The sequence below is a fragment of the Candidatus Omnitrophota bacterium genome (genome assembly GCA_028716565.1).
In the GTDB taxonomy this organism is placed as follows: domain Bacteria; phylum Omnitrophota; class Gorgyraeia; order Pluralincolimonadales; family Pluralincolimonadaceae; genus Pluralincolimonas.
This window is the reverse complement of the sequence record JAQUPL010000001.1, coordinates 567,901-593,945: the sequence shown is the minus strand read 5'-3', so window position 1 is coordinate 593,945 and position 26,045 is coordinate 567,901. Positions and strand designations below refer to the sequence as shown.

Annotated in this window: 24 protein-coding genes; 23 read left to right on the top strand and 1 reads right to left on the bottom strand. The window is 45.2% G+C overall.

All coding sequences use genetic code 11. From position 1 onward, the window contains the following. The first annotated feature begins 5 nt into the window (after window positions 1-5). The 23 genes from PHO67_03045 (at window position 6) to wecB (ending at window position 23,999) form a co-directional block, all read left to right on the top strand. Window positions 6-1,574, top strand: a complete 1,569-nt coding sequence (locus PHO67_03045; protein MDD5546125.1) for a Wzz/FepE/Etk N-terminal domain-containing protein — start codon at window positions 6-8, stop codon at window positions 1,572-1,574. Further along, entirely contained in the window at window positions 1,567-3,036 is a 1,470-nt protein-coding gene (locus PHO67_03040) for an O-antigen ligase family protein (protein MDD5546124.1), read from the top strand. The genes PHO67_03045 and PHO67_03040 overlap by 8 nt, the downstream gene beginning before the upstream one ends. Continuing rightward, a complete protein-coding gene (locus PHO67_03035) occupies window positions 3,029-4,267 on the top strand; it encodes a flippase (protein ID MDD5546123.1) in 1,239 nt (412 codons plus the stop codon). The genes PHO67_03040 and PHO67_03035 overlap by 8 nt, the downstream gene beginning before the upstream one ends. Next, window positions 4,264-5,004, top strand: coding sequence for a class I SAM-dependent methyltransferase (locus tag PHO67_03030; GenBank protein MDD5546122.1), 741 nt, complete (start codon window positions 4,264-4,266; stop codon window positions 5,002-5,004). Before PHO67_03035 ends, PHO67_03030 begins: the two co-directional genes overlap by 4 nt. Then, entirely contained in the window at window positions 5,001-5,588 is a 588-nt protein-coding gene (locus PHO67_03025; protein ID MDD5546121.1) for a hypothetical protein, read from the top strand. Before PHO67_03030 ends, PHO67_03025 begins: the two co-directional genes overlap by 4 nt. Next, window positions 5,585-6,130, top strand: a complete 546-nt coding sequence (locus PHO67_03020; protein ID MDD5546120.1) for a hypothetical protein — start codon at window positions 5,585-5,587, stop codon at window positions 6,128-6,130. The genes PHO67_03025 and PHO67_03020 overlap by 4 nt, the downstream gene beginning before the upstream one ends. Next, window positions 6,123-7,037 (top strand): glycosyltransferase family 2 protein, encoded by a 915-nt coding sequence (locus PHO67_03015; GenBank protein MDD5546119.1) that lies wholly within the window; start codon window positions 6,123-6,125, stop codon window positions 7,035-7,037. The genes PHO67_03020 and PHO67_03015 overlap by 8 nt, the downstream gene beginning before the upstream one ends. Continuing rightward, window positions 7,024-8,172 (top strand): glycosyltransferase family 9 protein, encoded by a 1,149-nt coding sequence (locus PHO67_03010; GenBank protein ID MDD5546118.1) that lies wholly within the window; start codon window positions 7,024-7,026, stop codon window positions 8,170-8,172. The genes PHO67_03015 and PHO67_03010 overlap by 14 nt, the downstream gene beginning before the upstream one ends. Further along, complete coding sequence (locus PHO67_03005; protein MDD5546117.1) at window positions 8,169-8,978, top strand: glycosyltransferase family 2 protein; 810 nt, start codon at window positions 8,169-8,171, stop codon at window positions 8,976-8,978. The genes PHO67_03010 and PHO67_03005 overlap by 4 nt, the downstream gene beginning before the upstream one ends. Beyond that, window positions 8,975-10,012: a beta-galactosidase gene (locus PHO67_03000; GenBank protein ID MDD5546116.1), complete on the top strand. Its 1,038-nt coding sequence runs from the start codon at window positions 8,975-8,977 to the stop codon at window positions 10,010-10,012. Before PHO67_03005 ends, PHO67_03000 begins: the two co-directional genes overlap by 4 nt. Further along, window positions 10,012-11,331, top strand: coding sequence for a sugar transferase (locus PHO67_02995; GenBank protein MDD5546115.1), 1,320 nt, complete (start codon window positions 10,012-10,014; stop codon window positions 11,329-11,331). The genes PHO67_03000 and PHO67_02995 overlap by 1 nt, the downstream gene beginning before the upstream one ends. Window positions 11,332-11,456: 125 nt before the next feature. Further along, a complete protein-coding gene (locus tag PHO67_02990) occupies window positions 11,457-12,029 on the top strand; it encodes a zeta toxin family protein (protein ID MDD5546114.1) in 573 nt (190 codons plus the stop codon). Window positions 12,030-12,181: 152 nt separating this feature from the next. Continuing rightward, complete coding sequence (locus PHO67_02985; protein MDD5546113.1) at window positions 12,182-12,556, top strand: four helix bundle protein; 375 nt, start codon at window positions 12,182-12,184, stop codon at window positions 12,554-12,556. 64 nt (window positions 12,557-12,620) lie between these two features. Continuing rightward, window positions 12,621-14,174: a Wzz/FepE/Etk N-terminal domain-containing protein gene (locus PHO67_02980; protein ID MDD5546112.1), complete on the top strand. Its 1,554-nt coding sequence runs from the start codon at window positions 12,621-12,623 to the stop codon at window positions 14,172-14,174. Then, window positions 14,174-15,487 carry an MOP flippase family protein gene (locus PHO67_02975; protein MDD5546111.1) on the top strand — a complete coding sequence of 438 codons (1,314 nt, stop codon included), beginning with the start codon at window positions 14,174-14,176 and terminating at the stop codon, window positions 15,485-15,487. Before PHO67_02980 ends, PHO67_02975 begins: the two co-directional genes overlap by 1 nt. Window positions 15,488-15,526: 39 nt before the next feature. Beyond that, a complete protein-coding gene (locus PHO67_02970) occupies window positions 15,527-16,990 on the top strand; it encodes an O-antigen ligase family protein (protein ID MDD5546110.1) in 1,464 nt (487 codons plus the stop codon). Further along, entirely contained in the window at window positions 16,987-18,171 is a 1,185-nt protein-coding gene (locus PHO67_02965) for a glycosyltransferase family 4 protein (GenBank protein ID MDD5546109.1), read from the top strand. Before PHO67_02970 ends, PHO67_02965 begins: the two co-directional genes overlap by 4 nt. 4 nt (window positions 18,172-18,175) lie before the next feature. Next, entirely contained in the window at window positions 18,176-19,186 is a 1,011-nt protein-coding gene (locus tag PHO67_02960; protein MDD5546108.1) for a glycosyltransferase family 4 protein, read from the top strand. Between the two features lie 4 nt (window positions 19,187-19,190). Next, a complete protein-coding gene (locus tag PHO67_02955) occupies window positions 19,191-20,063 on the top strand; it encodes a glycosyltransferase (protein MDD5546107.1) in 873 nt (290 codons plus the stop codon). Next, window positions 20,048-20,989, top strand: a complete 942-nt coding sequence (locus tag PHO67_02950; protein ID MDD5546106.1) for a glycosyltransferase family 2 protein — start codon at window positions 20,048-20,050, stop codon at window positions 20,987-20,989. The genes PHO67_02955 and PHO67_02950 overlap by 16 nt, the downstream gene beginning before the upstream one ends. A gap of 16 nt (window positions 20,990-21,005) precedes the next feature. Next, the gene (locus PHO67_02945) at window positions 21,006-22,109 is read left to right on the top strand and encodes a hypothetical protein (protein ID MDD5546105.1); all 1,104 of its coding nucleotides are present in this window, start codon (window positions 21,006-21,008) and stop codon (window positions 22,107-22,109) included. Then, complete coding sequence (locus PHO67_02940; protein MDD5546104.1) at window positions 22,066-22,824, top strand: WecB/TagA/CpsF family glycosyltransferase; 759 nt, start codon at window positions 22,066-22,068, stop codon at window positions 22,822-22,824. The genes PHO67_02945 and PHO67_02940 overlap by 44 nt, the downstream gene beginning before the upstream one ends. After that, entirely contained in the window at window positions 22,821-23,999 is a 1,179-nt protein-coding gene (wecB, locus tag PHO67_02935; protein ID MDD5546103.1) for a UDP-N-acetylglucosamine 2-epimerase (non-hydrolyzing), read from the top strand. Before PHO67_02940 ends, wecB begins: the two co-directional genes overlap by 4 nt. A 9-nt stretch (window positions 24,000-24,008) precedes the next feature. Here wecB and PHO67_02930 read toward each other — a convergent pair whose 3' ends face one another. After that, on the bottom strand, window positions 24,009-25,943 hold the full coding sequence (locus PHO67_02930; protein ID MDD5546102.1) for a beta-galactosidase: 1,935 nt from the start codon (window positions 25,941-25,943) through the stop codon (window positions 24,009-24,011). Window positions 25,944-26,045 lie beyond the last annotated feature (102 nt).

Sequence of the window (26,045 nt, the reverse complement as noted above, 5' to 3'; positions counted from 1 at the left end):
GCGTGATGGACCGTTATGAGATGAGCGCGCGTGATAACCTCAGGATAATCTTCAAAAGAAAGTCGCTATTGCCGATATTCGCGGTGCTTTCGCTGATCTTTACCACGATATTCCTTTCGTTTTTCCTGCCGAAATACAAGAGCGAGGTAAGGCTGCTCGTCGCGAGCCTCCCGCAGGTAGATTCGTCGTATTACGCGCCGATACCCGCTTTCAGGACGGTGGATATCGCGAGCACGGTCAGCGAAGTCATAAAAAGCAGGGACCTGCTCAGGGATGTCACCGTTAACCTCGGACTCGATAAGCGCAAAGACGAATTGAAATATTCCCCGCTCGGATGGAAAGCGGTAAAGCTCACTATGGATTACGTTGTCAACCCGGTCATGTCGTGGTTCAAGAGGCCGCCTACGGCATCGGAAAAGCTCGAATTATCGATAAACCGGCTCGCGAAACAGATCAGGGTAGACAGCATCGAGAGGACCGACGTCATCCGCGTAGCCGCGATCGACTACGACCCGGTGATGGCATCCAAGATAGCCGACGCGCTCACGAAACGCTACATATTGTTCAACATGATGCAGCAGATGGACGAGTACCGCACGAAATACGGCGAGAAACACCCGAAGATAACGATACTCGAGAACCAGCTGAAAGCGATCCGCGAAGAGATCGCCAAGAATACGGTTGGTTTCAGTGATGCGATGAGCACCGGTAATATCAAGGTCATAGAGCAGGCTTCGGTGCCTGCATGGCCCAGCACGCCGAACAAGAAAATAGCTTACCTGGTGACGCTCGTGCTGTTCATCATATTCGGCATTGCCGGCATGTTCGCCATGGAAATGCTCGACCACTCCGTAAAGACGCCGCTCGAAGTGGAGAAATACCTCGGCCTGCACGTCCTCGCGTCCATACCCGCGTTAAAGACAAGGATGGCCAGCGACCTCGACCCGAACATGGACGACTCATATTACGGCGCGTATGAACTGTTTGCCGGACGGCTCCAGATCCTCGTTAAGGAGAGGCATCCGGTCTGCGTGGCAGTGACAAGCACTGAGAAGCAGGAAGGCAAGAGCGTGACCGCAAAGGACATCGCGGTGATCTTAAGCAAGCGTTCGCATATAAAGACGCTGCTGATAGACGCGAACACGAAGTCGCCTTCATTGAACAGGCTCTTCGGCCTCCCGGAAAATCCCGGGCTCAGCGATATCCTGGACGGTGATATGGGTATCGAGAAGGCCAAGAACACTATAAACAACAACCTCGACGTCATAACGGCGGGAAGGGCGGATTCGAGGGCGGCATTCAAGGCCGACAAGATACGCCACCTGATCGACGAAGCCAAGAAACATTACGACCTGGTCATCTTCGACACCCCGTCGATGAAGAGTTCGGCCGCTACCCTGCTTGTTTGCAAGCAGGCGGACTTAGGGATCATGGTCGTGAAGGAGAGCTCGACAAGGCGCGAGGTTATAAAGGACATACTGCGCAAGACTGAGAGAGAGGGGATCACTTTCCTGGGGGCGGTCTTGACGAACCAGAGATATTTTATCCCGGCTTTCATCTACAAGCATGTCTGATAAGAAGGAAAACGCCGGTTTCAGGAACATCGCGTTCTCATTACTCATATGCGCGGCGATAGGGGCGTTATCGGCGGTATCGGGATTGCTGCCGCTCCGTTTCGTGCTCACGATGGGCGCGGGCCTGCTCATCGTGGTGGGGTCGCTGTTCTTCCGCGATAAAAAACTCTATTACCTGACCCTGCTGGTATTCTTCCTGCCTATCAATATTAACAAGGCGATATTCAGGATAGACAGCCCCATACCGTCGCTCGGCGACGTATTGCCTTTCTACGCGACCGACGCGTTCCTGGCGGTCCTTTACGGACTGTGGATATACAGCATGGCCCACAGCGAGAAGGGGGGCCGCAGGATCATCTGGATGACGCCGGTGATGTTCCTGATGTTCGCGATGGTAGCCGCGGACATCCTCTCGCTGGTCAACGCCGTAAGGTTCGACCGGTCGTTCATCGAGATAGCGATGATGGTAAAGGCCGTCCTGGTCTATTTTTACTTCATCAATAACATAAACTCGATGAAGGAGATAAAGGTCATAGTCGCCACGCTTGCTGTCGGGCTGATACTCCAAACAGCCATAGTCATAATGCAAGTCTATTTCCGCGACACGCTGGGCCTCCTGTACCTCGGCGAGCTCAAGACCCCGTACCTATCGTACGAAGAGGAGCACCAGATATTCAGGCCGTCGGGGCTTTTCGGCCATCCTAACCTCTTCAGCAACTACCTTGAGTTCCTGATACCGCTGATGTTCGCGATGTCGTTCGTCAGGCGCAACGTTGCCCTGCGCAGGCTGGCGACCGTCGCGATGTTCGCGGGCGGCTTCTCGCTGATTTATACGCTCTCGCGCGGAGGCTGGGTCGGGGTGGTCGTAGCGTCGTTCTTATTGTTCTTCATCGTCACGGCAAGGAACATCTACGAGCAGAAGTTCTTTTTCAAGACACTGTTGATCGTCCTGCTGGCCGTGGGCATCTTGGCGGCATTTTCCCCGAAGATAATCAAGAGAGTCGTCTCCAGGGACAGGGGTGCCGCGGCGGCTAGGGTCAGCCAGTTCTATGTCGCGGCCGAGATAATAACCGCGCACCCCCTCGTAGGCGTGGGAATAAACAATTATGTCGAGGTCATGGAATCATACGACGAGACGACGGATCGCATATCCCGCGCTTTCAAGTTCCCGATACATACCGTTTACCTCGAATATTACGCGGAGACCGGCCTCCTGGGCATCGTCTCGCTATTGTCGCTGTTCTTCGTTATAGTAGCGACAAGCATCGGCAATATCCGCAGGTCCAAGGGATTCCTGTTCAACCTTAACGTTGGCTTATTGTTCGGGTTCATCGCTTACGCGATACACTGCGTCTCCGACATGAATTACCCGTCGCGCCTTACCGTGTTCGCCTTCTTCGCCGCGTTATCCACGATAGCCAATTATGCTATAAGGGACAGGATAACGCTTGCCGATGAATAAGGCCGTAGCGAAGAACGCGCTGATACTGACGGCCTCGGAAGCGTTTAACATGGCGTGCGGCGTGGCGGTCATAATCGCGCTCGCGCGCGTGCTCGGCGCGGCCGACCTCGGGCTTTTTTCGTTCGCGTATTCGGTGGCGACGGTAATATATTTCGCCAGCTTCTTCGGGATGAACGACTACGCGATAAGGTCCATTGCGAGGGACCCGGAGAAGGCGGGCGCTTATTTTTATAATATCCTGGCGTCGCGCTCGGCGCTTATCTTTACGGGAATAATTGTCATTGAGGCCGCGCTGAGGGCGGCGGGATACCCGGCGGCAAGAAGGGCCCTTATATATCTTGTGATGTCGCCGCGCCTGGTGGAATCCCTGATGTTCTCGTTCTTCGCGTATTTCAGGGCTTTCCAGAAGATGAAATACGAGGGAGCCCTGCGCGGATCGCTCTACACGGTATGGACCGCCGCGTCGATGTATGCGATATTCAAATACAGGAGCATAGGCGCGGTCGCGCTGGCGCAGTTGGGCGTATACCTGTTGTTCTTTATCATAGGTTTTGCCGTCACGAAGCGTTTCGTGGCCTCTAAGAGCGCCATAAAACCGCTGTCTTTGGATGAATGCGGGTTGTTGTTCAAAGAGAGCGCGAATATCTCGGTCATCCAATTGCTGATCGCGATGTACGTCCAGACGAACACGATACTGCTGAACATTTTTAAGGGAGATGAGGCGACGGGCATTTACGCGGCGGGCTTCCGTTTCATCAGCGTCTCAGGCGTGCTGGCGGTGAGCATGACGCAGGCGGTCTTCCCGCACCTGACCAATATCGCCTCGGGGAAAGACGCCGCTCGGCTTAAAGCGGCGGTCGCGAAGATACGCAGATACCTCTTTTGGGCGGGGTTCGCGATCAGCGCGGGAATATTCGCGCTGGCGCCGAAGCTTATACGGCTCGTCTACGGCGCGAAGTTCGAGGGCGCGGTACTGCCTTTATATCTAATGGCGTTCACGCCGGTCTTCCTGTTCCTTAATACCGGTAACAATTATATTTTTTATACGCTGGACAGGGAGAAGACGTACCTGAAGATACTGGCCGCGGTGATCGTTTTCGCGATAGCGATAAACCTGGTACTGCTGCCGAGATTCGGCGCGGCCGGCGCGGCGATGACGACGCTTATTCCCGAAGCGTTATTTTTCGTGATCCTTACCGTTACGTTAAGGAGATCGCTCAAGACTGTATGAACGAAGCGGAATTCTGGGACAAAAAATCCGGAGGGCCGGTAAATTATTACAAAGGCCTTATCAACAACCCGGACGAGAAACTCTACCGCCTGCATGTATACGCGCTTTCGCTGTTGGGCGATGCTGCGGGCAAGAGGGTCCTCGACATGGGTTGCGGCACCGGCGGGAACTCGTGCTGGCTCGCGAAGAGGGGCGCGAAAGTGACGGCGATCGATATATCGCCTGTCAATATTGAAAAGACGAAATCCTGGGCAACTAAAAACGGCGTAACCATCGACGCGCGCGTTATGGATTGCGGGAAACTCGGGTTCGCGGACGCATCGTTCGATATGGTCTTCGGCTCATTCATACTGCATCATATAGATATAGAAAAAGCGGCGCCGGAGATACGCCGCGTCCTGAAGGGCGGCGGTAAGGCGGTATTCATCGAAAATTCGGGTGATAACCCGCTCCTAATGTTCTTCAGGAGCAGGGTATTGCCGGTGTTCGGACTGAGGAAGAGCTCGCCGTCGGAATACCCGCTGACAAAAGAAAGGATACGCAAGGCGGAGGAGCATCTCGGGAAAGCGCGCGTACATTTTCCGGAGACGGTCTTCTTCGTACTGTTCGCTTCATATTTTTTGGGGGACGCGCACTGGGCGCGCGTCCTGTTCTCATCGATGGACGGGCTGTTGTCGCTGTTCGCGCCGGCGCGCAGGTTGTCATATTACAGGATACTGGAGTTTACGGTTAAATGAAAAAAAGGACGACTCTCGACAGAACATTCGCCAATATGTGGGGCGATTACACTTTCTGGCTGAAACTGAACCACAAGAAGGCCGGCATCACCTCTTTGCTGAGCTTTTTGCTGCTTCCGGGGACTTGCGCGATTTGTATCTACAGGATAGCGCACTGGTTTGACGGTCTCAACATCCGGCTCATAAGCAGGCTTATGCAGAACATCGGCATCATGATTACAGGGACGGACCTGAATCCAAGGGCCGAGATAGGGAAGGGTTTTATCCTTTTTCATCCCGTTGCCACGGCGATCACAGGTAACGTAGGGGAGAACGCGGTCATCGCCGGCGCTCTTAAAGCAGGAGGTGACGGGTCAAGCGCGGATGCCGGGGCGGGCCCCGGACTTCCCGTGATAGGCAATAACGTCCAGTTCGGCGTGGACATATTGATACTGGGGCCGGTCACCATAGGGGATGGCTGTTGGATCCTCTCGCGGGCGACCATATTCAAGGACATCCCGGCCGGCTCGATAGTCGCGGGCACCCCGGCGAGGGTGATGGGCAAGGTTACGCCGGGTGCAAACATGTACGAAAGGGCTAAATGACGTTATTCCAGCTGTTCTCGTATATATGGGAGGATAACCGCCGTCGGCGCGTATACATGCGCAAGAGCACTTCGTTCTTCGGATTGCTCGCGGGCCTCTTCTCGCATATATCGGTGGCGACAAGCATCTACCGGCTCTCGCATTATTTCTTCTGCAAGCGCCTCGGGCTGGTATCGAAATTCTTTTACGTGCTTAACATAATGTTTTTCGGGCTGGATATCTCCCCGATGTCGGAAATAGGCCCCGGGCTGGTGATATGCCACCTCGTCGGCAACATCATACACGCCAAGATAGGCAAGAACGCGTTGTTATACGGGCAGAACGTTTTCGGCGGCGGCACAAAAGAGAACGACAAGGGCTGGTACGGAGGCCCGGTAGTCGGCGATAACGTAACGATGTATATCGGCGCGAAAATACTCGCCACTGTTAAAGTCGGCAATAACGTGTCGGTCGGCGCGGCGTCCCTGGTGCTTGACGATGTCCCGGACAACAAGGTCGTTGCCGGCTCCCCCGCGAGGGTAATAAAGGAAAATAATGGTTAAGGACCTTTCGGTCATAATAGTTAACTGGAACACGGGCGCGCTCCTGCGCGACTGCGTGGAGAGCGTCTACAGCGAGACAACGAGGCACTCGTTAGAAGTGATCGTCGTCGACAACGCGTCTTCCGATGACAGCGTCTCTCTTGTCGAGGCGGAATTCAAGGCCGTGGTCGTAATAAAGAACAGCAAAAATTTCGGCTTCGCGAAAGGCAATAACATCGGCGTCGAAGCCGCCGAAGGGAAATACGTGATCCTGCTTAACCCGGACACGAAAGTGCTCGACGGCGGGCTTGATAAAATATGCGATTTCCTGGAAACCGCGGAGAAAGACGTCGGAGCGGCAGGGCCGGTGCTTTTGAACAAAGACGGGAGCTTCCAAAGGGAACAGGGCTGGCGTTTCCCGGGCCTTGGGACGGCGTTCGCGCAATATTTCTTCCTGAGCCGCATATTCGGGCTGCCGGGAATTTTCATGAACCGCAAGCTAAAGAAGGCCTCGGATGTCGATTGGCTTTGCGGCGCTTGCTTCGCCTCGCCGAGGAAGATCTATAAAGAGATGGGCGGGCTCGACGAGAAATATTTCCTCTACGCCGAAGACATGGATTTCTGTTATCGCCTGAAAGAGAAGGGATACAGGTCGGTCTTCTACCCGGGCGCAATCATAATGCATATCTCGAAACAGAGCACGTCGAAACAGGGCGAAGAAGTATCGAAATACCAGATAGAGGGTTTGAAGGATTTTTTCAGGACGAGGAATCCCGCGTGGAAGTATAAAGTATTCAAGGATATCCTTTTCGGCGGGCTGACGGCGCGTTTTTTTGTGTTGTCAGTTAAAGGACTTTTTAAAGGGTCACCGGAATTGCGCAAGAAGATCCGCTCGATGAGGATACTGCTTAAATATGTCTATGTATGAGATACGGAATAAAAAAGACAGGTTTCTCGCGGTAGCGGCGGACATCATATTAAGGCCGTTCGCGCTGGCGGTGGACCTGCTCAGGGGCGGCACGAGAAAATTCCCGCCGCACGGAAGCGTAAAGAAGGCCCTCATCATGAGGGTCGATAATATCGGCGATGTGGTAATGGCGACCTCTCTCGTGCGCGAACTGAAGAAGAATATCTTCAGGGACGCCTCGATAGGCCTGCTCGTCAGGCCTGAAGCGGCGCCTTTGCTGAATAAGAACCCTTACGTCGCGGAGATAATACCTTACAGGGGCATGCGGACGGCCGCCCTGGTCCGCGCAAAGAATTATGATATCGCGATAGAGCCGCGCGGCGACCTGCGTTATATCTTCTTTTTATTCATGGCCGGGATAAAACGCCGTGTCGGTTTCGACCGCGCAGGCGGCGCATACATGTTGACTGACATAGTGCCGTACAAGAGCGGGATGCCTTTGTCGTCAAGGAACATGGAGATAGTCAAATATTTCGATAAGGAAGCAAAGACCGAAGCGCATCCGGAATTGTTCGAGACCGAGACGGGCGTGAAGGAAGCCGAGGGACTGCTGAAGGCGATGGGCACGGGCAAAAAGACCGTCGGCATATTCCCGTGTTCTAACTTCGCGGCAAAGGAGTGGGAGCCGGGAAAGTTCGGGCTTCTGGCAAAAAAAATATCAGATGAGGGATTTTTGCCCGCAATATGCGGCAGTGATGCTGATGCCAAAAAGTGCGGCAAGGTCGCCGACAATTCCGGCGGAAACGCCGTCAACTGCGCCGGCAAGCTTTCCCTCGAGGGTCTGGTCAGTTTTGTGAAGAGGTGCCGATGCGTCATCGGCAACGACAGCGCGCCGGTCCATATCGCGGCGGCGCTCGACGTGCCGGTCATCATCATCTCGGGCCCGATGGATGCGGACATCATAAAGCCGCGCCACAGGTCGGAAGAAAAACTCAGGGTCGTATTCAAGAGATTGCCCTGCTCCTTCTGTAACAGCATAAAGGTACTTCCGGCGAAATGCAGGGGAAGGGCCACTCCCGAGTGCCTTGAGAAGATAGAGGTGGACGAGGTATTCTCGGCATTCCGCGAGGTCGCGGCGGAGATGTCCTCGAAATGACGGATCTCACGGTTTCAATCGTAAATTACAACAGCCGCGCGGACCTGATCGGCTGCCTGGATTCGCTGAAGGGACTGTCCCCGCAGGGGACTGTCCCTGAAGTATGGGTCGTTGACAATGCCTCCGCGGAATCGATACACGGCCTTGAAGAAGAATATAAATGGGCGCATTTCGTATTCAACGAGAAAAATATAGGGTTCGGCGCGGCTAATAATATCGCGCTCGGGAAAGCGCGCTCGAAATATTTCCTGGTCTGCAACCCCGACATACGCTTCAGGAAGGCAGAGTTCCGCCAAGGCGGGAGCACGATAGAGGCCCTGGCCGGGTTCATGGACGCAAATAAAGACGTTGGCATCGCCGGTCCGAAACTGGTCAACGCGGACGGGACCCTGCAGTATTCATGCCGGCGTTTCCCGACGGTGGCGACATTTCTCGCCAGGGGACTGTTTCCCGGGAAGACGCCGAAGCCGATACACGATTACCTGATGGTTGACGCTGATCACACGAAGACGATGGACGTGGATTGGGTCCTCGGCAGTTTTATGTTCGCGCGCAAGGCGCTCCTCGATAAGCTGGGCGGGTTCGACGAAAGGCATTTCATGTATTACGAGGACATTGACCTGTGCTACCGCGTAAAGAAGGCCGGTTCGCGCGTCGTATACGTGCCGCAGGCCGAAGCTGCGCACACGTATAAGCGCGAGAGCGCGGGCGGCCTGTTCAACATCCTGAAATATTACCACACGGCAAGCGCAATGAGGTTTTTCGCCAGGTATCTCGGCGAAAGAAAATGGAGGACCTTCGTATGATGAATTTCCTGGCGGCAATTTTAATAATGGGGGCTGCAGTCACGCCGCAAAATTCCGGCAGCGCGCCACTTTCGCCTAAAAATTTCGGTACTTACATGGGCGGCGTTCTCGGGGTATGGGCTCCCGTAGAAGTCTATGAAAAAGAGATACCGTACGCCAGGGACCTGAATATCGGCATAACCCGAATGAACACCGATTGCTGGGACGAGCTCGAGCCGTCGCGCGGGAAATATTCGTGGGATAAGATGGACAAGATAGTAGATACCCTGCGCCGCAACGATATAGACATCCTCTTCACCGTGCCGATCTCCGCGAAATGGAACGCGAGCGGCGGGCCGGCGCGAGTGAACAATTTCGACATAGGCACGAACCATTTCCCGGCAAAAGACTTCAATGACATCGAAAGGTTCTGCGAGGCGCTGGCCGCGCATTACAAGGGAAAGATAAAATATTACGAGGCATGGAACGAGCCGGACCTCTTCATATTCTGGAGGGGCAAGCCCGACGTGAAAGAATATACGGAAGTGCTGAAGAAGATGTACGCGGGGCTGAAGAGGGGCGACCCGGGATGTAAAGTCCTGGTGGGCGGCATCGCCTACCCGCTCGACGATACCTTTATGAAGGGCCTGATAAAAGAGGGCGCCTTCGGCTATTTTGACATAATGAGCATACACGCTTATTCGAAGTCCACCTGGGATGTCCAGAGGGCGATAACTAACACGCAGAATATCGTGAAATGGTCAGGCAAGGATATGCCGATATGGGTGACCGAGGTCTCGACGACGCCGGATTTCTTCAAGAGCGGCGACCGGGCAAAGGAAGAGAAAGACAAGGCGGAAATGCTGGCCAAATTCTATGAAATGTTCTTCAACCAGGGCATAGAGGTGGTCTTCTGGCATACACTGCGCGACTGCGGGACCGAGATCGGCATGCCGAAGGACTTCGACTTCGGGCTCATGACATCGGACTACAAGAAACTTCCCGCATACGACGCGCTAAAAGCGTTCACAACGGAAAAAATAAGAAAGAACTGATGGATAGTAACAGGAGAATACAGCTGTATACGGTACTGGCCTGCGACCTGGCGCTGATATACCTGAGCCTCGCGCTCGCGATCTGGGCATCGGTGAAGACCGGCCTGATCGGCGGGGCGCAAAAGGGCGTAAGCATCCCGGAATTCGCGTTCATGGGGCCGTATTTCATATTCGTGTTCAAGAGCGTCGGGCTTTACAAGGCGAAGACCGGGATACTGCATATCAAGGAAACCATTTCGATATTCAGGGGGATACTCTTCGGTTTCCTTTTCGTATTCCTTATATTCTTCCTGTTCCCGGGTGTCGCCGGCCTGCACAAGTCGCTCTTTTTCTTCTTCGTGTTCATGATGTGCCTTATGCCCCCAGAGCGGCTGCTTTTGCGCAAATGGACACAAAGCCGGCACGAGCAGGGGATAGGCGTCACAAATACGCTTATCATAGGGACAGGGGTAGTGGCGAAGAGGCTCGCGTCGAAACTCCTCCATACGCCGAAAATAGGTTTTAGGCCCGTAGGCATCCTGGGCGAGATAAGCACATTGCCCGATACCGTGGAGAAGAAGCGGATAGGCGCCGTCTTCATGGCAGAGCAGGACCTACCTTACGAGCAGGTCCTAAACGTGATGAACTACTGCGCCGGGAAGAATATCCTGTTCAGGTTCGTCCCGTATATTTATAATATGCCCATAGACCTCATCTCGATGGACGATATCGAGGGCATCCCGGTCATCGGCCTGCGCAGGTACAGCCCCCATTCGCTTTACGCGAAGTTCAAGCGTTCCATAGATATCATAGTATCTTTTACCGCGCTTATCATAACCCTGCCCGCGGGGATATTAATAGCCGCGGCGATTAAGCTCAACTCTCCGGGCAAGATCATATTCAGCCAGGAGCGCGCCGGACAGGAAGGAAAGCCTTTCAAGATAATGAAGTTCCGGACGATGTTCTCGGAGTCTTCGAGGTATGACTTCTCGCCTAAAGAATCCAACGACCCGCGAATAACCAAGGTGGGGCGGTTCCTCCGCAGGACCGGCCTTGACGAGATGCCGCAGCTTATAAACGTGCTGAAAGGCGATATGAGCCTTGTAGGGCCGAGGCCGGAGATGGAATTCATCGTTAAGGAATACAACGAGATACAGAAAGAGCGCCTGAAAGTAAAGCCGGGAATGACCGGCCTATGGCAGATAAGCGAGCACCGCAAGTCGCCCATCCACGAGAACATGGAATACGACCTTTTTTACATAGAGAACCAGAGTTTCCTGCTGGACGCGGCTATTTTGCTTCGAACCGTGTTTACGGTTTTCGGCCTCAAGGGCAAGTAGAATGTGGTATAATTATAACCTAATATGTTTAATAAGCTTAGCGTGGATAAGAAGAAGATGTCCACATTATATTTTGTGTACATAATACATTATAATATACTGTATAACATGCCATACGATATGATATGAAAAAGAATGTTTATATAATCGCAGGGCCCAACGGATCAGGGAAAACGACCTTAGCGAGGTTATTTCTTCCGGAATACGCAAATTGCCCTAACTTTGTAAATGCCGATCTTATTGCTCTTGGATTAGCTCCGTTTGAGCCTCGTAGCGCGGCCATCAAAGCAGGCAGACTCGTATTACAGCAAATCCATGAGTTTAGCGGCCTCGGCGCCGATTTTGCTTTTGAAACAACGTTATCTGGTACTTCTTACGCGAGAGCGCTTACAGAATTGAAAAAGAAAGGGTATGCCGTCCATCTTTTCTTTTTATGTATTCCAAGCCCCGAGTTGGCAATTCAGCGCATTAAAGACAGAGTCAGGGAGGGTGGACATAATGTTCCGGATGAGGATGTTAGAAGGAGATTCTTTCGAGGCATCAACAACTTCTTTAAGGTGTATGAACCATTGTTTGACTCATGGATGATGTTCGATAATTCGAAGGCAAAACCCGTATTAATAGCGAAGAGAAAGAACGGTCATAAAGAAGTGATCGAGCAGGAGCTGTTTAACACCATACACAAATTTTTGAGGTGAGATATGAAAAAGAGAATGTCCTTACAGGATAAGGCTGAAGCGGCTATGAAAAAAGCGATTCGGCAGGTAGTGGAGCGCCACAAAAAAACAGGCCGGTCGCTGGCAGTGTGGAAGAATGGCAAGGTTGTGCGCATTTCTCCGCATTCTGTCAGATGAGAAAATCGCCGTTTAATTTTGAAGAATTGGAAGTATGGAAGAAAGCAATTGATTTCGCCAAAAGTGTAATCGATCTTACCGAAGAAATTAACACCGATCCCAGGCATTATCGGCTTATAGAGCAGTTAGAGGCATCTTCAACTTCCATAGCTTTAAATATAGCGGAAGGCAAAGGGCGCTATTCAAAAAAGGAGTTTCTCCAGTTTTTGCATATTGCCCGCGGCTCTTTGTTTGAAACTGTCACATTGTTAAGGATTTTTCATCTAAAGAAATGGATCAACGACGCTCAGCTTGAGAAAGTAGAGAATGCCGGTAGCGAAGTCGGAAAAATGATCTCCGGCTTGATCAGTTCAATAAGGATGAGGTTATAACTTAGTTTTTTGCTTTTACTAAGAACTAACAACTAAGAACTAAAACTTGTTAAAGGAGGCTAAGATGGACGAACTTACGCTTAGGGACTATTTGAAGGTCCTTTTCAGGCAGAAATGGGTCGTCTTCACGTCGATAGTCACGGTGACGGTAGTCGTGGCGCTCGGGCTCTGGATGAAAACGAATACCTACGAGGCGACGGTAAAGTTGCTTGTCACGGCGCAGAAGGGGACGGAGGCGCCGTACTACAGCCCTCTTATTAGCATGCAGAACATACAGGTAGCCCTCACCCAGAGCGAAATAGTCAAATCGAACCCTGTCATGGAGCGCGCGCTAAAAGCCGTCGGCCTCAAGCCGCTCGATTTCGAGAAGAAGTTTGCCAGCCCGCCGCGCCAAGCCATGATAGATTGGCAGGTCGCCGCGTTAAATAAACAGTTCGCCGAGATAACCGCTAAAACGACCGACCTGAAGATAGCGGAACAGCAGAAGCAAAATATCCTCTTCCGGCTGGCCCTTAAAGATATGGAGGACAATGTAAAGGTCGAACCGCTCCGCGACACGAACCTTTTTACCATCACATACAGGGATTTTGACCCGGGCATTGCCGCGGCAATCGCGAATATCATCAGCCGCTCGTATGTCATTTTTGACCTCGAACAGCAGTTGGCAGAGATGCAGATGAAATACGGCGAGAAGAACCTGGCCGTCATGCAGCTTAGAGACAGCATCACCCAGATGGAAAAGAGCTTGAACGGCCAGCCCCTGCCGAATATCGAAGCTATCGGCCCGGCAAGCGTAAAAATCGTCGAGCAGGCGATACCGCCGTTAAAGCCGGCGGGCCTGCCGAAAGTCCTCACACTCATCCTTGCTTTCTTTATGAGCATCTTCCTCGGCGTCATGCTCGCGTTCGGTTTCGATTACATGGACCAGACGTTCAAGTCCCCCCAGGAAATTGAGGACGTGCTCAGCATGCCATTCCTCGGGGCCATACCCAGAAAGCCGAAACCGCACGACTACGAGCATATCTCAGACCAGCTCTGTTTTGAGTTGAAAGACAGGAAGTTAAAGTCCGTAATGGTAGTAGCGGCCTATCCGAAGGAAGGCGTTACGACAGCCATAGTCAACCTTGCCAGGAGCATCTCGAACAAATGCAGGCCGAAGGTCCTTGTTATGGACACCAACCTGCGGAAACCCGCCATCCATCAGGCCTTCAAGATCGCCAACACTAGGGGCCTTGTGGATGTCCTCGAAGGAAATATTTCCTTCGAGGATGCCGTCAACAAGGTGACCGACAACCTCTTCGTCCTGACCACAGGGAAGGTGGATATAAACCCCGGCTCCCTGTTGGAATCCCAGAAGATGGGCGTGCTGATAGACCACGCGAAGGAAAAATATGACGTGGTATTCCTTGACTGCGCTAACCTGAGGGAGTCGAAGGACGCCATAGTGTTAAGTTCCCACGTAGACAGCGTCGCGTTCATGGTTAACGAAGGCCGCACCCGCCGCCAGGTCGCGAAAGAAGCGGTCGAGGTGCTCTCAAAGGCAAAACCTGTTTTCCTCGGCGCCATCCTCGGCAGCCGCACTTTCGCAATTCCGAAGGCGATCTACGAGAGGGTGTAGTGAGTCTTAAGGAAAAGACAATAAAGGGTTTATTCTGGTCAGGATTTTCACAGGCAGGAAAGCAGATAAGCCAATTAGTTATAACTATAATTCTTGCCCGCCTTCTTTCTCCCGATGATTTCGGCCTATTGGCGATGGCAACTGTCTTTATCAATTTTGCAATGATTTTCAGTGAGATGGGAATCAGCAGTGCACTAATTCAGAAACAAGATACTAATGATAGACATTATTATTCCGCCTTTTGGTTTAATATTATCGTAGGCGTACTTCTAACCTTGGTTTTTATTGCAGTTTCGCCAATTATTGCATGGTTTTATAACAAGCCGGAGCTGCAGCCTATTCTAATAGTAATATCGGTTAATTTCTTCTTGTCTTCTTTTGTAATTATACAGCAGACAATTCTTTCAAAAGAAATGGATTTTAAAAAACTTGCTATTCGCGATATTTTAGCGGTTGCAATATCAGGTATCGTAGGTATCTACTTGGCGTACCATGGTTTTGGCGTGTGGAGTTTAGTTTATCAGTCAGTAATTTTTACTCTACTAAATGCCATACTTTTATGGACAGTTTCGACTTGGCGACCAAAATTTGTTTTCGCGATACAGGATATAAAAGACATCTTTCATTTTAGCGCTAACTTAACAGGATTTAACGTAGTAAATTATTTCGCGAGAAATGTTGACCAGCTTTTAATTGGTAAGTATTTAGGGGCAGAAGCATTAGGATACTATGCACTAGCATATAAAATTATGTTGTATCCAATACGAAACATATCTTGGGTGATTGGAAAAGTTATGTTCCCAGCATTTTCTAGGATCCAAAATGATATTGAGAAATTACGTAATGCGTACATTAAAGAAGTAAAAATTATTTCTATGGTTAGTTTTCCAGCCATGTTAGGTATGTTTGCTATAGCTCCGGACTTTGTTTTCCTAATACTTGGACATAAATGGCAACCCGCAATATTACTAATAAGAATTTTATGCTTTTGTGGCTTGACTCAATCAGTCAGCGATTCTATTTCAGGAAATATCCGTCTTTCCACGGGCAATTCTAAGTTGCATTTAAAAATAGGGATAGGAAATGCGTTTATTACTATTATATCGGTAATTATAGGGTTAAATTGGGGGATATATGGAGTTGCTTATTTGTATACTTTATTCTCAATACTATGGTCAATATATACGAATTATATTACATTGAAGATTATCAAGTTGAAACTTTCAGACTACTATTATGAATTAATTAAACCGATGGCTTTAAGTATTACGCTTATTCTATTGTTATTGATTATAAAAAGGCTGTTTTCCTAAATCTATTTATATACGCGGTACAAGAATAAAGGAAAAGGGATGTCAATAAAACATATTATAAAATATTTATCAATTATATTTCTTGGAGTATTTATGGGTTGGTTGGCAGGAATCGATTTCAAGCTTCCAATTATTGTTCTTGTAGGTATGGGCCTTATTTTAACAGGCATATCTTTACCTGCTGCATTTTTGGCGGTTGCTTTATTAGTAACCCACAGTTGTCTTTCTTTTATAAATGAGGACTGGTTTCGTTTTGCTTATGTTTTTAGAATCAGTGATTTATTCTTTTTAGGCGCCATGTTCATTTGTTTTGTCACTATATTAACCATAAAAGAAGAAGATAAACCAAAAATATTAAAACGATACACTATTATTATGGCCATTATTGTGTTGGCTACTTTGCTGCAGATATTTATTACTCAAATGCGTTTTCCTGAAACTACATTGTTATCCAGCCTGCGAATGGGAAGAAGGTACTTATACATTATGTTGTTTTACCCGGCTTGCATTTTTCTATTCAAAAACAAAAACATGCGTGTTTTTGTTAATATTGCTGCAATATTTAGTACATTTGTATCCATAGCCTTTATAATTCAGTTTTTATCCAAAGGCCGTATCTATCTGATCCCATTTTCTCGCAGTGTTTTTCAGAACATGCTAGGCATAAGCGCATATCGTATTTATATATCCGGAACAGAACTAATCAACTTTACATTTTTCTTCATATTTTTTCATTATATATTCACCCTTTTTAATAAACAAAAAGCAAAAATACTTCTCATATTAGCAATGATATTTACCGCACTGCATCCATTACTCTCTTTAGGAAGAAGCAGAATTATAGGATTCTTATTAGCTTTATTTGTTACGATTTTTATGGCTAGAAACAAGAAAATCAGACTTAGAATAGCTAGATATTTATTGTTAAGTTTAGGGTTTTTTATTTTAGTTATCCTGCTTTTTGGAATAATATCTCCTGGAGAAAAAGGCTTACCTGGTTTTATAAAAGATAGGACACTGTCGTCGTTCGATGAAGTACTTACCAATACAGGTACTTTTCGGTTCAGGCTTGATGATTCTTATTACCGAATACAACTTATAAAAGATAACCCCCTTTTGGGAATCGGATTCTTGCATGATGAATCACAAGAACTAAGCTACATGAGGGGTTTCAACGGGCAATTTAGGACGGCTGACAGCGGATTAATTTCACTCATGATTGACTTTGGACTGATTGGGCTGATTGGTTTTTTAGTTATTTTTATTTTCATCTTCAAAGATCTGTTGTTTTTAATCCGCAGTATGCCTAAAGATACTTATGAATACGCGGTCATTATGTCGATTTTTGCTGTTTTATTGATATACATAGTGGAGTTCTTAACATCTGGAAGCTTCATGTCATTTGGCGGCTTTGCCGTTTTAGGCATATTCATGGGGATTGTCAATAATGCGATTTACCGCTACCAAAAATCAAATGTTTCATCTAACCAATGGCATAAATGAAAAACGAACCAAAGATTCTTTATATAGTAATTACTCCTAATGTGGGGGGAGCGGAAAGAAGTATTCTTACAACTATTATTAATCTTCCCCCCAGAATAAAAGAACAATCGTTAATATTAATTCCCGGGGAGGGGCCAGTCTCCCACCTATTAAAGGAATTTAAAATAAGTTATCGCCAATATTATTATCGTAAGTTAACATCTCCATTTTTAATATTTGCTCGTTTTGAAATAATTAATCCCATAAAATTAATTGTAAACATATTGAATATTACGAGAATGGTTTGTTCTGTTCTGCAAAATGTATACAAGTACAAACCGGATGTTATCCACCTCAACAATTTTGAGCTTAATTTATATTTACCGATGTTTATAAAAATATTTACCAGGGCAAAAATAATATGTCATATAAGAGAATTGCGTATAGCTAAACGTAAGCTATTTCCCTTGCTTTTGTTTGTACTTAGTCGCTTTACTGACAAAATAATAGTCATCTCTTACTCTGTAAGAGATATATTTAAGGGAAGCGGAATATATAACAAGATAGAGGTGCTTTATAACGTTGTCGATCCCAATATGTATTTGCCGAAAGTTACTCCTCAAATAGTTCGGAACGAGTTAGGTATTAGACCGGAAGATTTTCTTGTGGTTTCTTTCGGAAGAATTACGGAATGGAAAGGTTATGATGTTTTAATCAATGCCATAGCCAAACTTAATAATGAAAAAATCTTCGTTTGCATTGCAGGCGATGCTTCTATCGGCAGCGAAAAATATTATAACGAATTGAAGAATTTAGTTAGGAAGTTAAATATGGAAAACCGCATCAAGTTTTTGGGATTCATAAAGGATATCGGTAGTTTATTAAATGCTGCTGATCTCGTTGTTCATAGTCCAATAGAGGATGAACCATTGGGCAGAGTGGTTCTGGAAGCGATGTCATTAGGTAAGGCGGTTATAGCTTCTGAATGCGGGGGGATACGAGAGATTATCTGCTCAGGAGAGAACGGTGTAATGTTTAAGCCAAAAGACATCGATGAGTTGGCTAAAAATATAAAAATCTTATACGAGGACCGGGAAAAGCTAGCTTTGCTTGGAATAAATGCCAAACAAACCATCAAAGGCAAATTTTCTCCCGAAGTTATTTCCAGTAAATCGTTTAAAATCTATGGAATAAACAACTAAAATTATGATGATTTTCGATGAGAAGACAATACGAGTTTTTCGAATATTTCAAAATCAAAGAAGGGGCGGGTTTACCTATGAAAAGCTTTTGGTTGATCAGCTTAATTCCAATTCCCTTAAGGTCATAGGTGTCCCCGTTTCTAATATTTTGCCTTTCAGTAAAGGCATCCGATTCCAACAGCTAATTAGAATGGTTGAATACAATAGGCAAGAAAGCTTGCTTGATATCCGCAGCATTATTCCTACGGTCAGTTTACTTTTAGCGCGGAGAAAGGAAACCAAGCATATTGCTGTTTTTCACCACCACGATTCGATAGGTCAATCTCAACCAATATTCACAGAGGTGTTTTTTAGGCTATTTCTTATTTCGGCAAAAAAATATATATCCAAAGTTGTAGTAGTAGCTGAATTTTGGAAAGAATATCTGGAGAAAAGAGGATTAACCAATATTTGCGTTATAAAAAATGGTTTTGACGTAAAGGATATATCCAGTGTTTCTGAAGAAGAATGCGTGCAATTTAGGAGAAAATACAATTTAGAAAATAAAAGAATAATTTATATTGGGAATAACTCTAGAATAAAAGGTGTTTATATCGCGTATAGTCAATTGAAAACAGCGTTTCCAGAACATCAACTAATTGCCTCAGGAGAGAAATTCGGCAAAGAGCCATTTTTGGTGTTAAATATGCCATACCGTGAATATTTGGTTTTATTGAAAGTATCGGAATGCGCAGTAATTTATTCATTGTTTAACGAGGGTTGGTGTCGTACGGCTCATGAAGCTATGCTTTTAAAGACACCAGTTGTAGGTTCTGGCAAAGGCGGTATGCGTGAACTTTTAGAAAATGGCAAACAAATTATTTGCACTAATCCAAAAACGTTAGAAAAAAGCGTTGATATGGCAATAAATGACAAAGAGTCGTTAGGTGAAGCAGGCTATAAGTATGCCGCACAGTTTGATCTTAATCATTTTAAAGAAAGTTGGATGGAGCTAATTACCGGATTATTAGACTAATGGTATGAAAAATTCTTACGTAATAATATCAGCTGTTCGAAACGAAGAGCAATATATTGAAAGGACGATATGTTCTGTTATTTCTCAAACAATAAAGCCGGTTGAGTGGGTTATTGTTAATGATGGCTCAAAAGATAAAACAGCAGCGATTGTTGATGATTATTCAAAAAGAGTGAGATGGATTAAATTGATCAATCTTCCTGATAGGGGCTACTATTTAGCTGGACCTGGAGTAGTCAATTCATTTAATAGAGGGGTTGAAAGCCTATTTTCTCAAGATTGGGAATTCATAGTAAAAATGGATTGCGATATTTCTTTCGATGCTGATTATTTTGAGAAAATATTGAATGAATTTAGAAAAAATAGTAAGCTGGGAATAGCAAGCGGGTGTACTTTTTTACTTAATAAAAGAAAGCTTATTCAAGAGAAAGTTCAGGATGACCATCCTGTAGGTCCCTGTAAAGTATATAAAAGAGAATGCTTTGAAAGTATAGGGGGACTTAGGCCTATATATGGATGGGATTTAGCTGATATTTTGTCAGCCCAAATGAAAGAATGGGATACTAGGTGTTTTAAAGAACTTATTATTATTCATTATAGGCAAACAGGAACACAGAGGAGAGGAATAACTAAGGGGAAATTTTTTTTAGGTAGGATGCAATATAGATTTGGATATACTTTTCTATATACTTGTTTAAAAGCTTTAAATAAAGTATTCGAGAGGCCTTATTTGCTAGGGTCAGCAGGCATAATATTTGGCTATTTATATTCTTGGATAAAGAAAGAGCAGAAATATTTCGATGAGGAGATGACATGTTTTCTGAGAAATAAACACAAGAGGTATATCCTAGAAAGATTAAGATGGAAAACAAAATAGATGTTTCCATAATAATTGTCAGCTGGAATGTTTCAAGCATTCTCGATCAATGTTTAAGCAGCATTAAAAGATCTATAAATTGTAGCTCTAGGGAAATTATTGTAATTGATAATGCTTCAGCAGATGATACCGTTGATATGCTAAGTACAAAGCATAAAGATGTTATTTTGCTAAGAAATAATTCAAACGTTGGGTTTGCTAAAGCATGTAACCAAGGCATAAATGTAAGTAATGGAAGGTTTATGTTGCTGCTTAACCCCGATACTGTTTTGAAAAATGATTTCAAAGAAATACTGATGTTTATGGAGGAACGAAATGATTGCGGGATAGTCGGGTGTCAATTAGTATATGAAAACGGGCAGAGAGCTATTTCATTTCAAAATTTTCCAACAATTTTAAGAATATTTACTTTTTACACAGGGATTGCCGCAGTGCTAAAAATATCGTTGGTTAACAATTTAATTCGTCCATTATATTATCTTGTCCCTAAACAGAGTGGGCATAAAAGGCACATAAATTCAACAGAGGAGGTTGATAGCATAGTAGGAGCGTTCTTCCTTTTTCAAAAGGCCATTATTAATAAAATAGGAAATTTCGATGAAAATTATTTTGTTTATTTTGAGGAAACGGATTTTTGCTTCAGAGCAAAACAGGCAGGATATAAAAATTACGTATATCCCCATTACTCGGTTATGCATTACGAAGGGAAAAGCACAGAAAAAACAAATTACAAATATTTGATTTATTATACTAATAGTCTAAAGTATTTTTTCAAAAAGAATTATCCCAGGCATTATTATATGTTAGCATTGGTAGTACTTAAGATTTCCATATTATTCAGAGTACTAGTTCTTGTCCCATGCATTTTATTTAATAAAGATGTATTTGAGAGAATAAAAGTGTATTTGGAAATGTTTAAGTTATGAAACAGGGAATCGGCGTATGAATGATTACATAGCTTGTTTATTGAGTATCGCAGCTAATGGGCTCGAGGCTTATTACGATCCCCAGACCTCTCTATTTAGCTTTATTGTGACTGACCTGGGACGTTCTCCTGAAAAAGCAAACCTTTTATTGACACACAGTCTAATTTCACTTCTCGGTATATCAAACTATAAGGAATCTGTGCATATTGATTTTTCCGAATCAAAAAACAGAGTTTATGAGCAGGTTGCCATGAAAAGCGGATTACGTGAATCGGCTTTACTTTTATGGCTTTTGGCAAAAGAGAATGACCCGCGTTCCGACATCATATTCGGGAAAATTTGTGCTTTACCCTCGAATGTAATTATCAACGCCGAGACGATGGAAGTTGCATGGTTATTGACTTCTCTTGTGTTCTATGCGCATCAAAAAAGGTCCGAAAAGACCGGTAAGACTATGGATGCCGTATCGCAACATTTAAAAAAACGCTTCAATTGCGATACATGCCTATTTTATCATAGGCCGCGTAACAGCTTCTTTTCTAGCTTCGACATACGGTATGACATTGCAAATTTCGCTGATCAGATTTATTCGATCTATGCTTTTGCGCTTTATTATGGGTTGAAACGTGACGGCGAGAGTCTACAGATCTCCGAACAATGCGCCGACAAAATCTGTTCGTTGCAGGGTAAGCAGGGGCAATGGTGGTGGCATTATAATGTTCCTCGCGGCACCGTAATACAGAAATATCCTGTGTATTCCGTTCATCAGGATTCGATGGCTCCGTTTGCGCTTATGGAATTAAACAAAGTGTCGCAGAAGGATTATTCGTCATCGATTTCCTTGGGTTTACAATGGCTTTTCTCAGAAAACGAGTTGAATGTAAAACTGGCTAATGAAGAAAAGAATTACGTTCGCAGAGGGATTCAGCGCAAACGTTTTCTTGCCAAACTGATTAATGTTAGGACGCTGGTCTTTAAGTTTATGAAAATCGATTGTTTGTCCGGCTATTTTGACCAGCCAAAATATCTTTGCCGGATGAATTGGGAATATTCGTATCATTTAGGATGGATACTATATGCGTACAGTCCCCAGACTGAAAATTTGTGGCGTAAATTTTGATAATATAAGCTTGCCTGAGCTCGAGGCTTTCCTTCGAGATGTCGCGGGAAGCGGGGAAGGACAGGTTTTCATTGTTACGCCTAATGTGGATTTTGTGATACGGGCAGCCCAAAATGAAGAATTCAAAAATATCCTGAACAAGGCCGATCTGTCGCTTTGCGATAGTTCGATAGTCCTGCTAGGCAGTTTAATTTTAAGGAAGACATTAAAGTCCAGGGTTACTGGTTTTGATGCAACGCATATATTGTTGACTCTTTCCGCAGAGACTTCCGAAAAGGTCTTCCTGCTTGGTTCAACCGACGAAAATTTAAAACTTGTGTCGGAGAAACTGAGCAATAAGTATCCGAGGCTCTCTGTTTCCGGTATGCATAACGGTTTTTTCAGTTTTACCGATTCTCAGATGGTCATCGATAAAATTAACAGTTCGGATGCAAGCTTCCTGTTTATCGGTATGGGTTCTCCCCGGCAGGAACAATGGATATCGAGCCATCGCAGCAAGATCAACGCAAAGTACATCATTTGCATCGGTGGTCTTTTTGAGGTTTTATCCGAGCGAATTAAGCGGGCGCCTGTTTTTATGCAGAAATTAGGGCTCGAGTGGTTTTGGCGACTCATAAACGAACCAAAGCGACTATGGAAGCGATATCTGGTTGAGGATATTTATTTTTTCAGGCTTATCTTTAAAGAAATGTTACGAGGAGTGAAAAAGCAATGATTAAAACAAAATATAATATTATTATTGTTTTTGGAACACGGCCGGAGGCCATCAAGATGGCGCCCGTAATACGGGAATTTAAAAAATACCGGGGGGTTAACTTAGTCAACGTTTCTGTTTCTCAGCATATCGAAATGCTTAAGCAGGTTCTGCAGGCATTCGATATCAATCTGGATTATAATTTGAATATCATGAGCAATAACCAGACACTATTTTCAATATCCCGAAAGGCGCTAAAAGGATTTGAGAAAATATTAACAAAAATTAATCCGGATCTTATTGTGGTGCAGGGAGATACGACATCAGCTTTTATCGGTGCTCTTTCAGCGTATTACAAAAAAATCCCTGTGGCGCATATTGAGGCCGGTTTGCGTACCTATGATAAATATAGCCCTTTTCCCGAAGAAGCAAACCGGCGTTTGATTTCTGTGATTGCCGATTATAATTTCGCTCCTACTTTGCAGGCGAAAAAGAATTTACTCCTTGAGAATATTGATAAAAATTCAATCTATATTACGGGAAATACCGGAATTGATGCGCTTTTATTCATGGCGCGGAAAAAGACAAGTAGTTCATCCTCGGACAATCCGAAATTTGCTAAACAACTGGCATCCGTGGATTTTGACAGAAAAATAATCTTAATAACTGCTCATCGCAGGGAAAGCTTTGGCAGCCCACTTAAGAATATCTGCAATGCAATACGAAAATTATCGAAACTGAATCCTAACGTTGAATTTATTTATCCAGTTCATTTGAATCCAAATGTTAATAAGCCCGTTTTTAACGCTTTAAGTGAAAACAAACGAATACACTTAGTTCCTCCGCTTAGTTATGATGTATTTGTTCAACTCATGAAAAGATCCCATATTATCCTGACTGACTCTGGCGGCATACAGGAAGAGGCTCCTTCGCTAAATATACCAGTTCTTGTAATGAGAGAGGTGACTGAGCGACCTGAGGCGATTAAGGCTGGTGTTGCAAGATTAGTGGGTACCAATAAGGCTAAGATAGTAGAGGAAACGCAAAAGCTACTTAATAACAAACGGCACTATGAATTGATGGCGACAGGCGCAAATCCCTACGGTGATGGTTATGCCGCACACCGCATTGTCAAATGTCTCTTAGGTAAGAAGTTTTATGAATTTAATTCAAAAGTGAAGAGTAGCGGTAATTAGAACAACTGCTTATTTTAACGAGATTTCATACCAGAGGGTATCTGCTTTGTTAGTCGTAAAAACCAGCTTATCAGAGATATAGCTCGATGGAATTATGCGCGATCTTTTTCCTTGATTGTCAAGTGCATACACTATTCCGGGACGGAATGATCCAATCCCAATTTTCGCATTAATCGCGCTCAGTACAGTCTTTTTAATTCCCCAATTAAACATTTTTTGTGAGTCCCACTGACTATCCTCGTTTTTAATCTCGCCAACAACCAAGCAAATTAGTGTTTTTGCAGAACCAATCTCTTTTAGATCAGGAGAATAAATAAATATTGACCCGTTTTTATCTGAATTAACGGTGAGATTTCTAATGTGGAATTCTTTACCACCGATAAAGCCGGTAACCCCGCAAAGAAAATCCGATTCAAAAGTAGCAGAATCATTATTTACTACAACGTTAATATCCGGACAACGTTGCACAATAAAACTTCCTATCGCGCTAAGGCTGAGTTGTTGTGCGTTTGCAAAAGTATCAAAATAGCTGGAAATCACGTCGTAGACAGGATCGAATTGCCAACCTCGGGTAAGTGCGTATTGAAAAATTCCTGACCAATCATTCTTTACTGCATATGCACCCATAAGGGGTGGTGTTTCGTACGCATATTTGTTGGGATAACAGTGATTCCACTCTGTAACGGTGAAAGGCTTTTTACGCAAGTTGAATTTATCTATATTTTCCATCATCCCGAACGAGGCGTTTTGGAGTATTGAGTTATTTTTAATGGTGAAATCATTCTGGTCCCATGTTTTATGTGGAAAACGCGGATGATCCCAATAGGCATGCTTATCGAGAAAATCGCATTGTTCTTGTGCTTCTAATTCCTCAACGTTTGAACACCCGCCTATTCCTGTTATTGGTACCTTTATCTTTATTTCGCTCTTTAGTAAATTTAGCATGATTGAAAAGTAACGTTTTTCAAGCGAAATAAGAAAAGAGCGAAAATCATCAAGACATTTTTTGGAGACCAACGCTCTGAGTTTATGTACAGGTATTTGAAAATCAAATTTTGATACATCGTTGAAACAAGAGATAGACAGCCAACTGGTCTTTACTGCTTCGACAGTTTTATATTTATCTTGAAGCCAAATATTCCATAATTTGTTGAGCTCCTTGGAATAATATACAGGAATTGGATTTGTTTTGAAGCCCGGCATATCGCCATTAAGTTTGTCGTCATACCAAGAATCTAATAGAGAATTTTCATTGGTTATCTCGATAAGTGCAATTGCCGGTTCTTCATAATAGCGAAGTTTTGTATAAGGGTTATAGTGAGTTAATAAATCTTTGGTGTACTGTTTTTGAAGCGCAATAAGCTTCTCGTCAAACACGGAAGCAGGTTTTGCTGCCAAAACAAGTTTATCCGCGTCCTTTACACCATCAGCTTCAGTAAAATGTCTTCCGACAAGCAAATTCAAATCAACATAGATGCCTCGTATTTTCAATTGATAAATTAAATAATCAAGTCTTTCAAGCTGCTTCTTACTTAAGATACCAGTTTTTTTCATTTGAGGGTTTTTAAAAGCTGGACAAATATCTTCAAAAATGCCTTTAGGTTCAAAATAGAAATCCATATGATGTAGACGGACAGCATTAAAACCGAAGAAAGCCAAGCGTTCAGCTATTATTTCTGCTTGTTTATGTGTGGGAAAGCATGCTTCAAAATATAAATTTGTACCGAAAAAGCGCGTTGGAGTTCCATCTTCAAAGACAAAATGATTTCCCGCAGCCTTTGCAAAACCGTGTTTGCCTGCAGGTGGGTCGAGAACGAGCTTGCCCATATTTAGAAGAGAATTGGAATCAAGATCCTTACCATAAGAGAAAGGGAACCAGCCTTCTTCGGCGTGGGCTACGCCAACGACCCCCGCTAAAACCAAAGCTAAAATTAAGTAACGCATGTCATAATTATACCACATTGAATTCGGAGGCAGCTACCTAATTCACTACGACTAATAGCGGGAATTAGAGAAGCTGCCACCGAATTCCAGTGAAACTGTTAC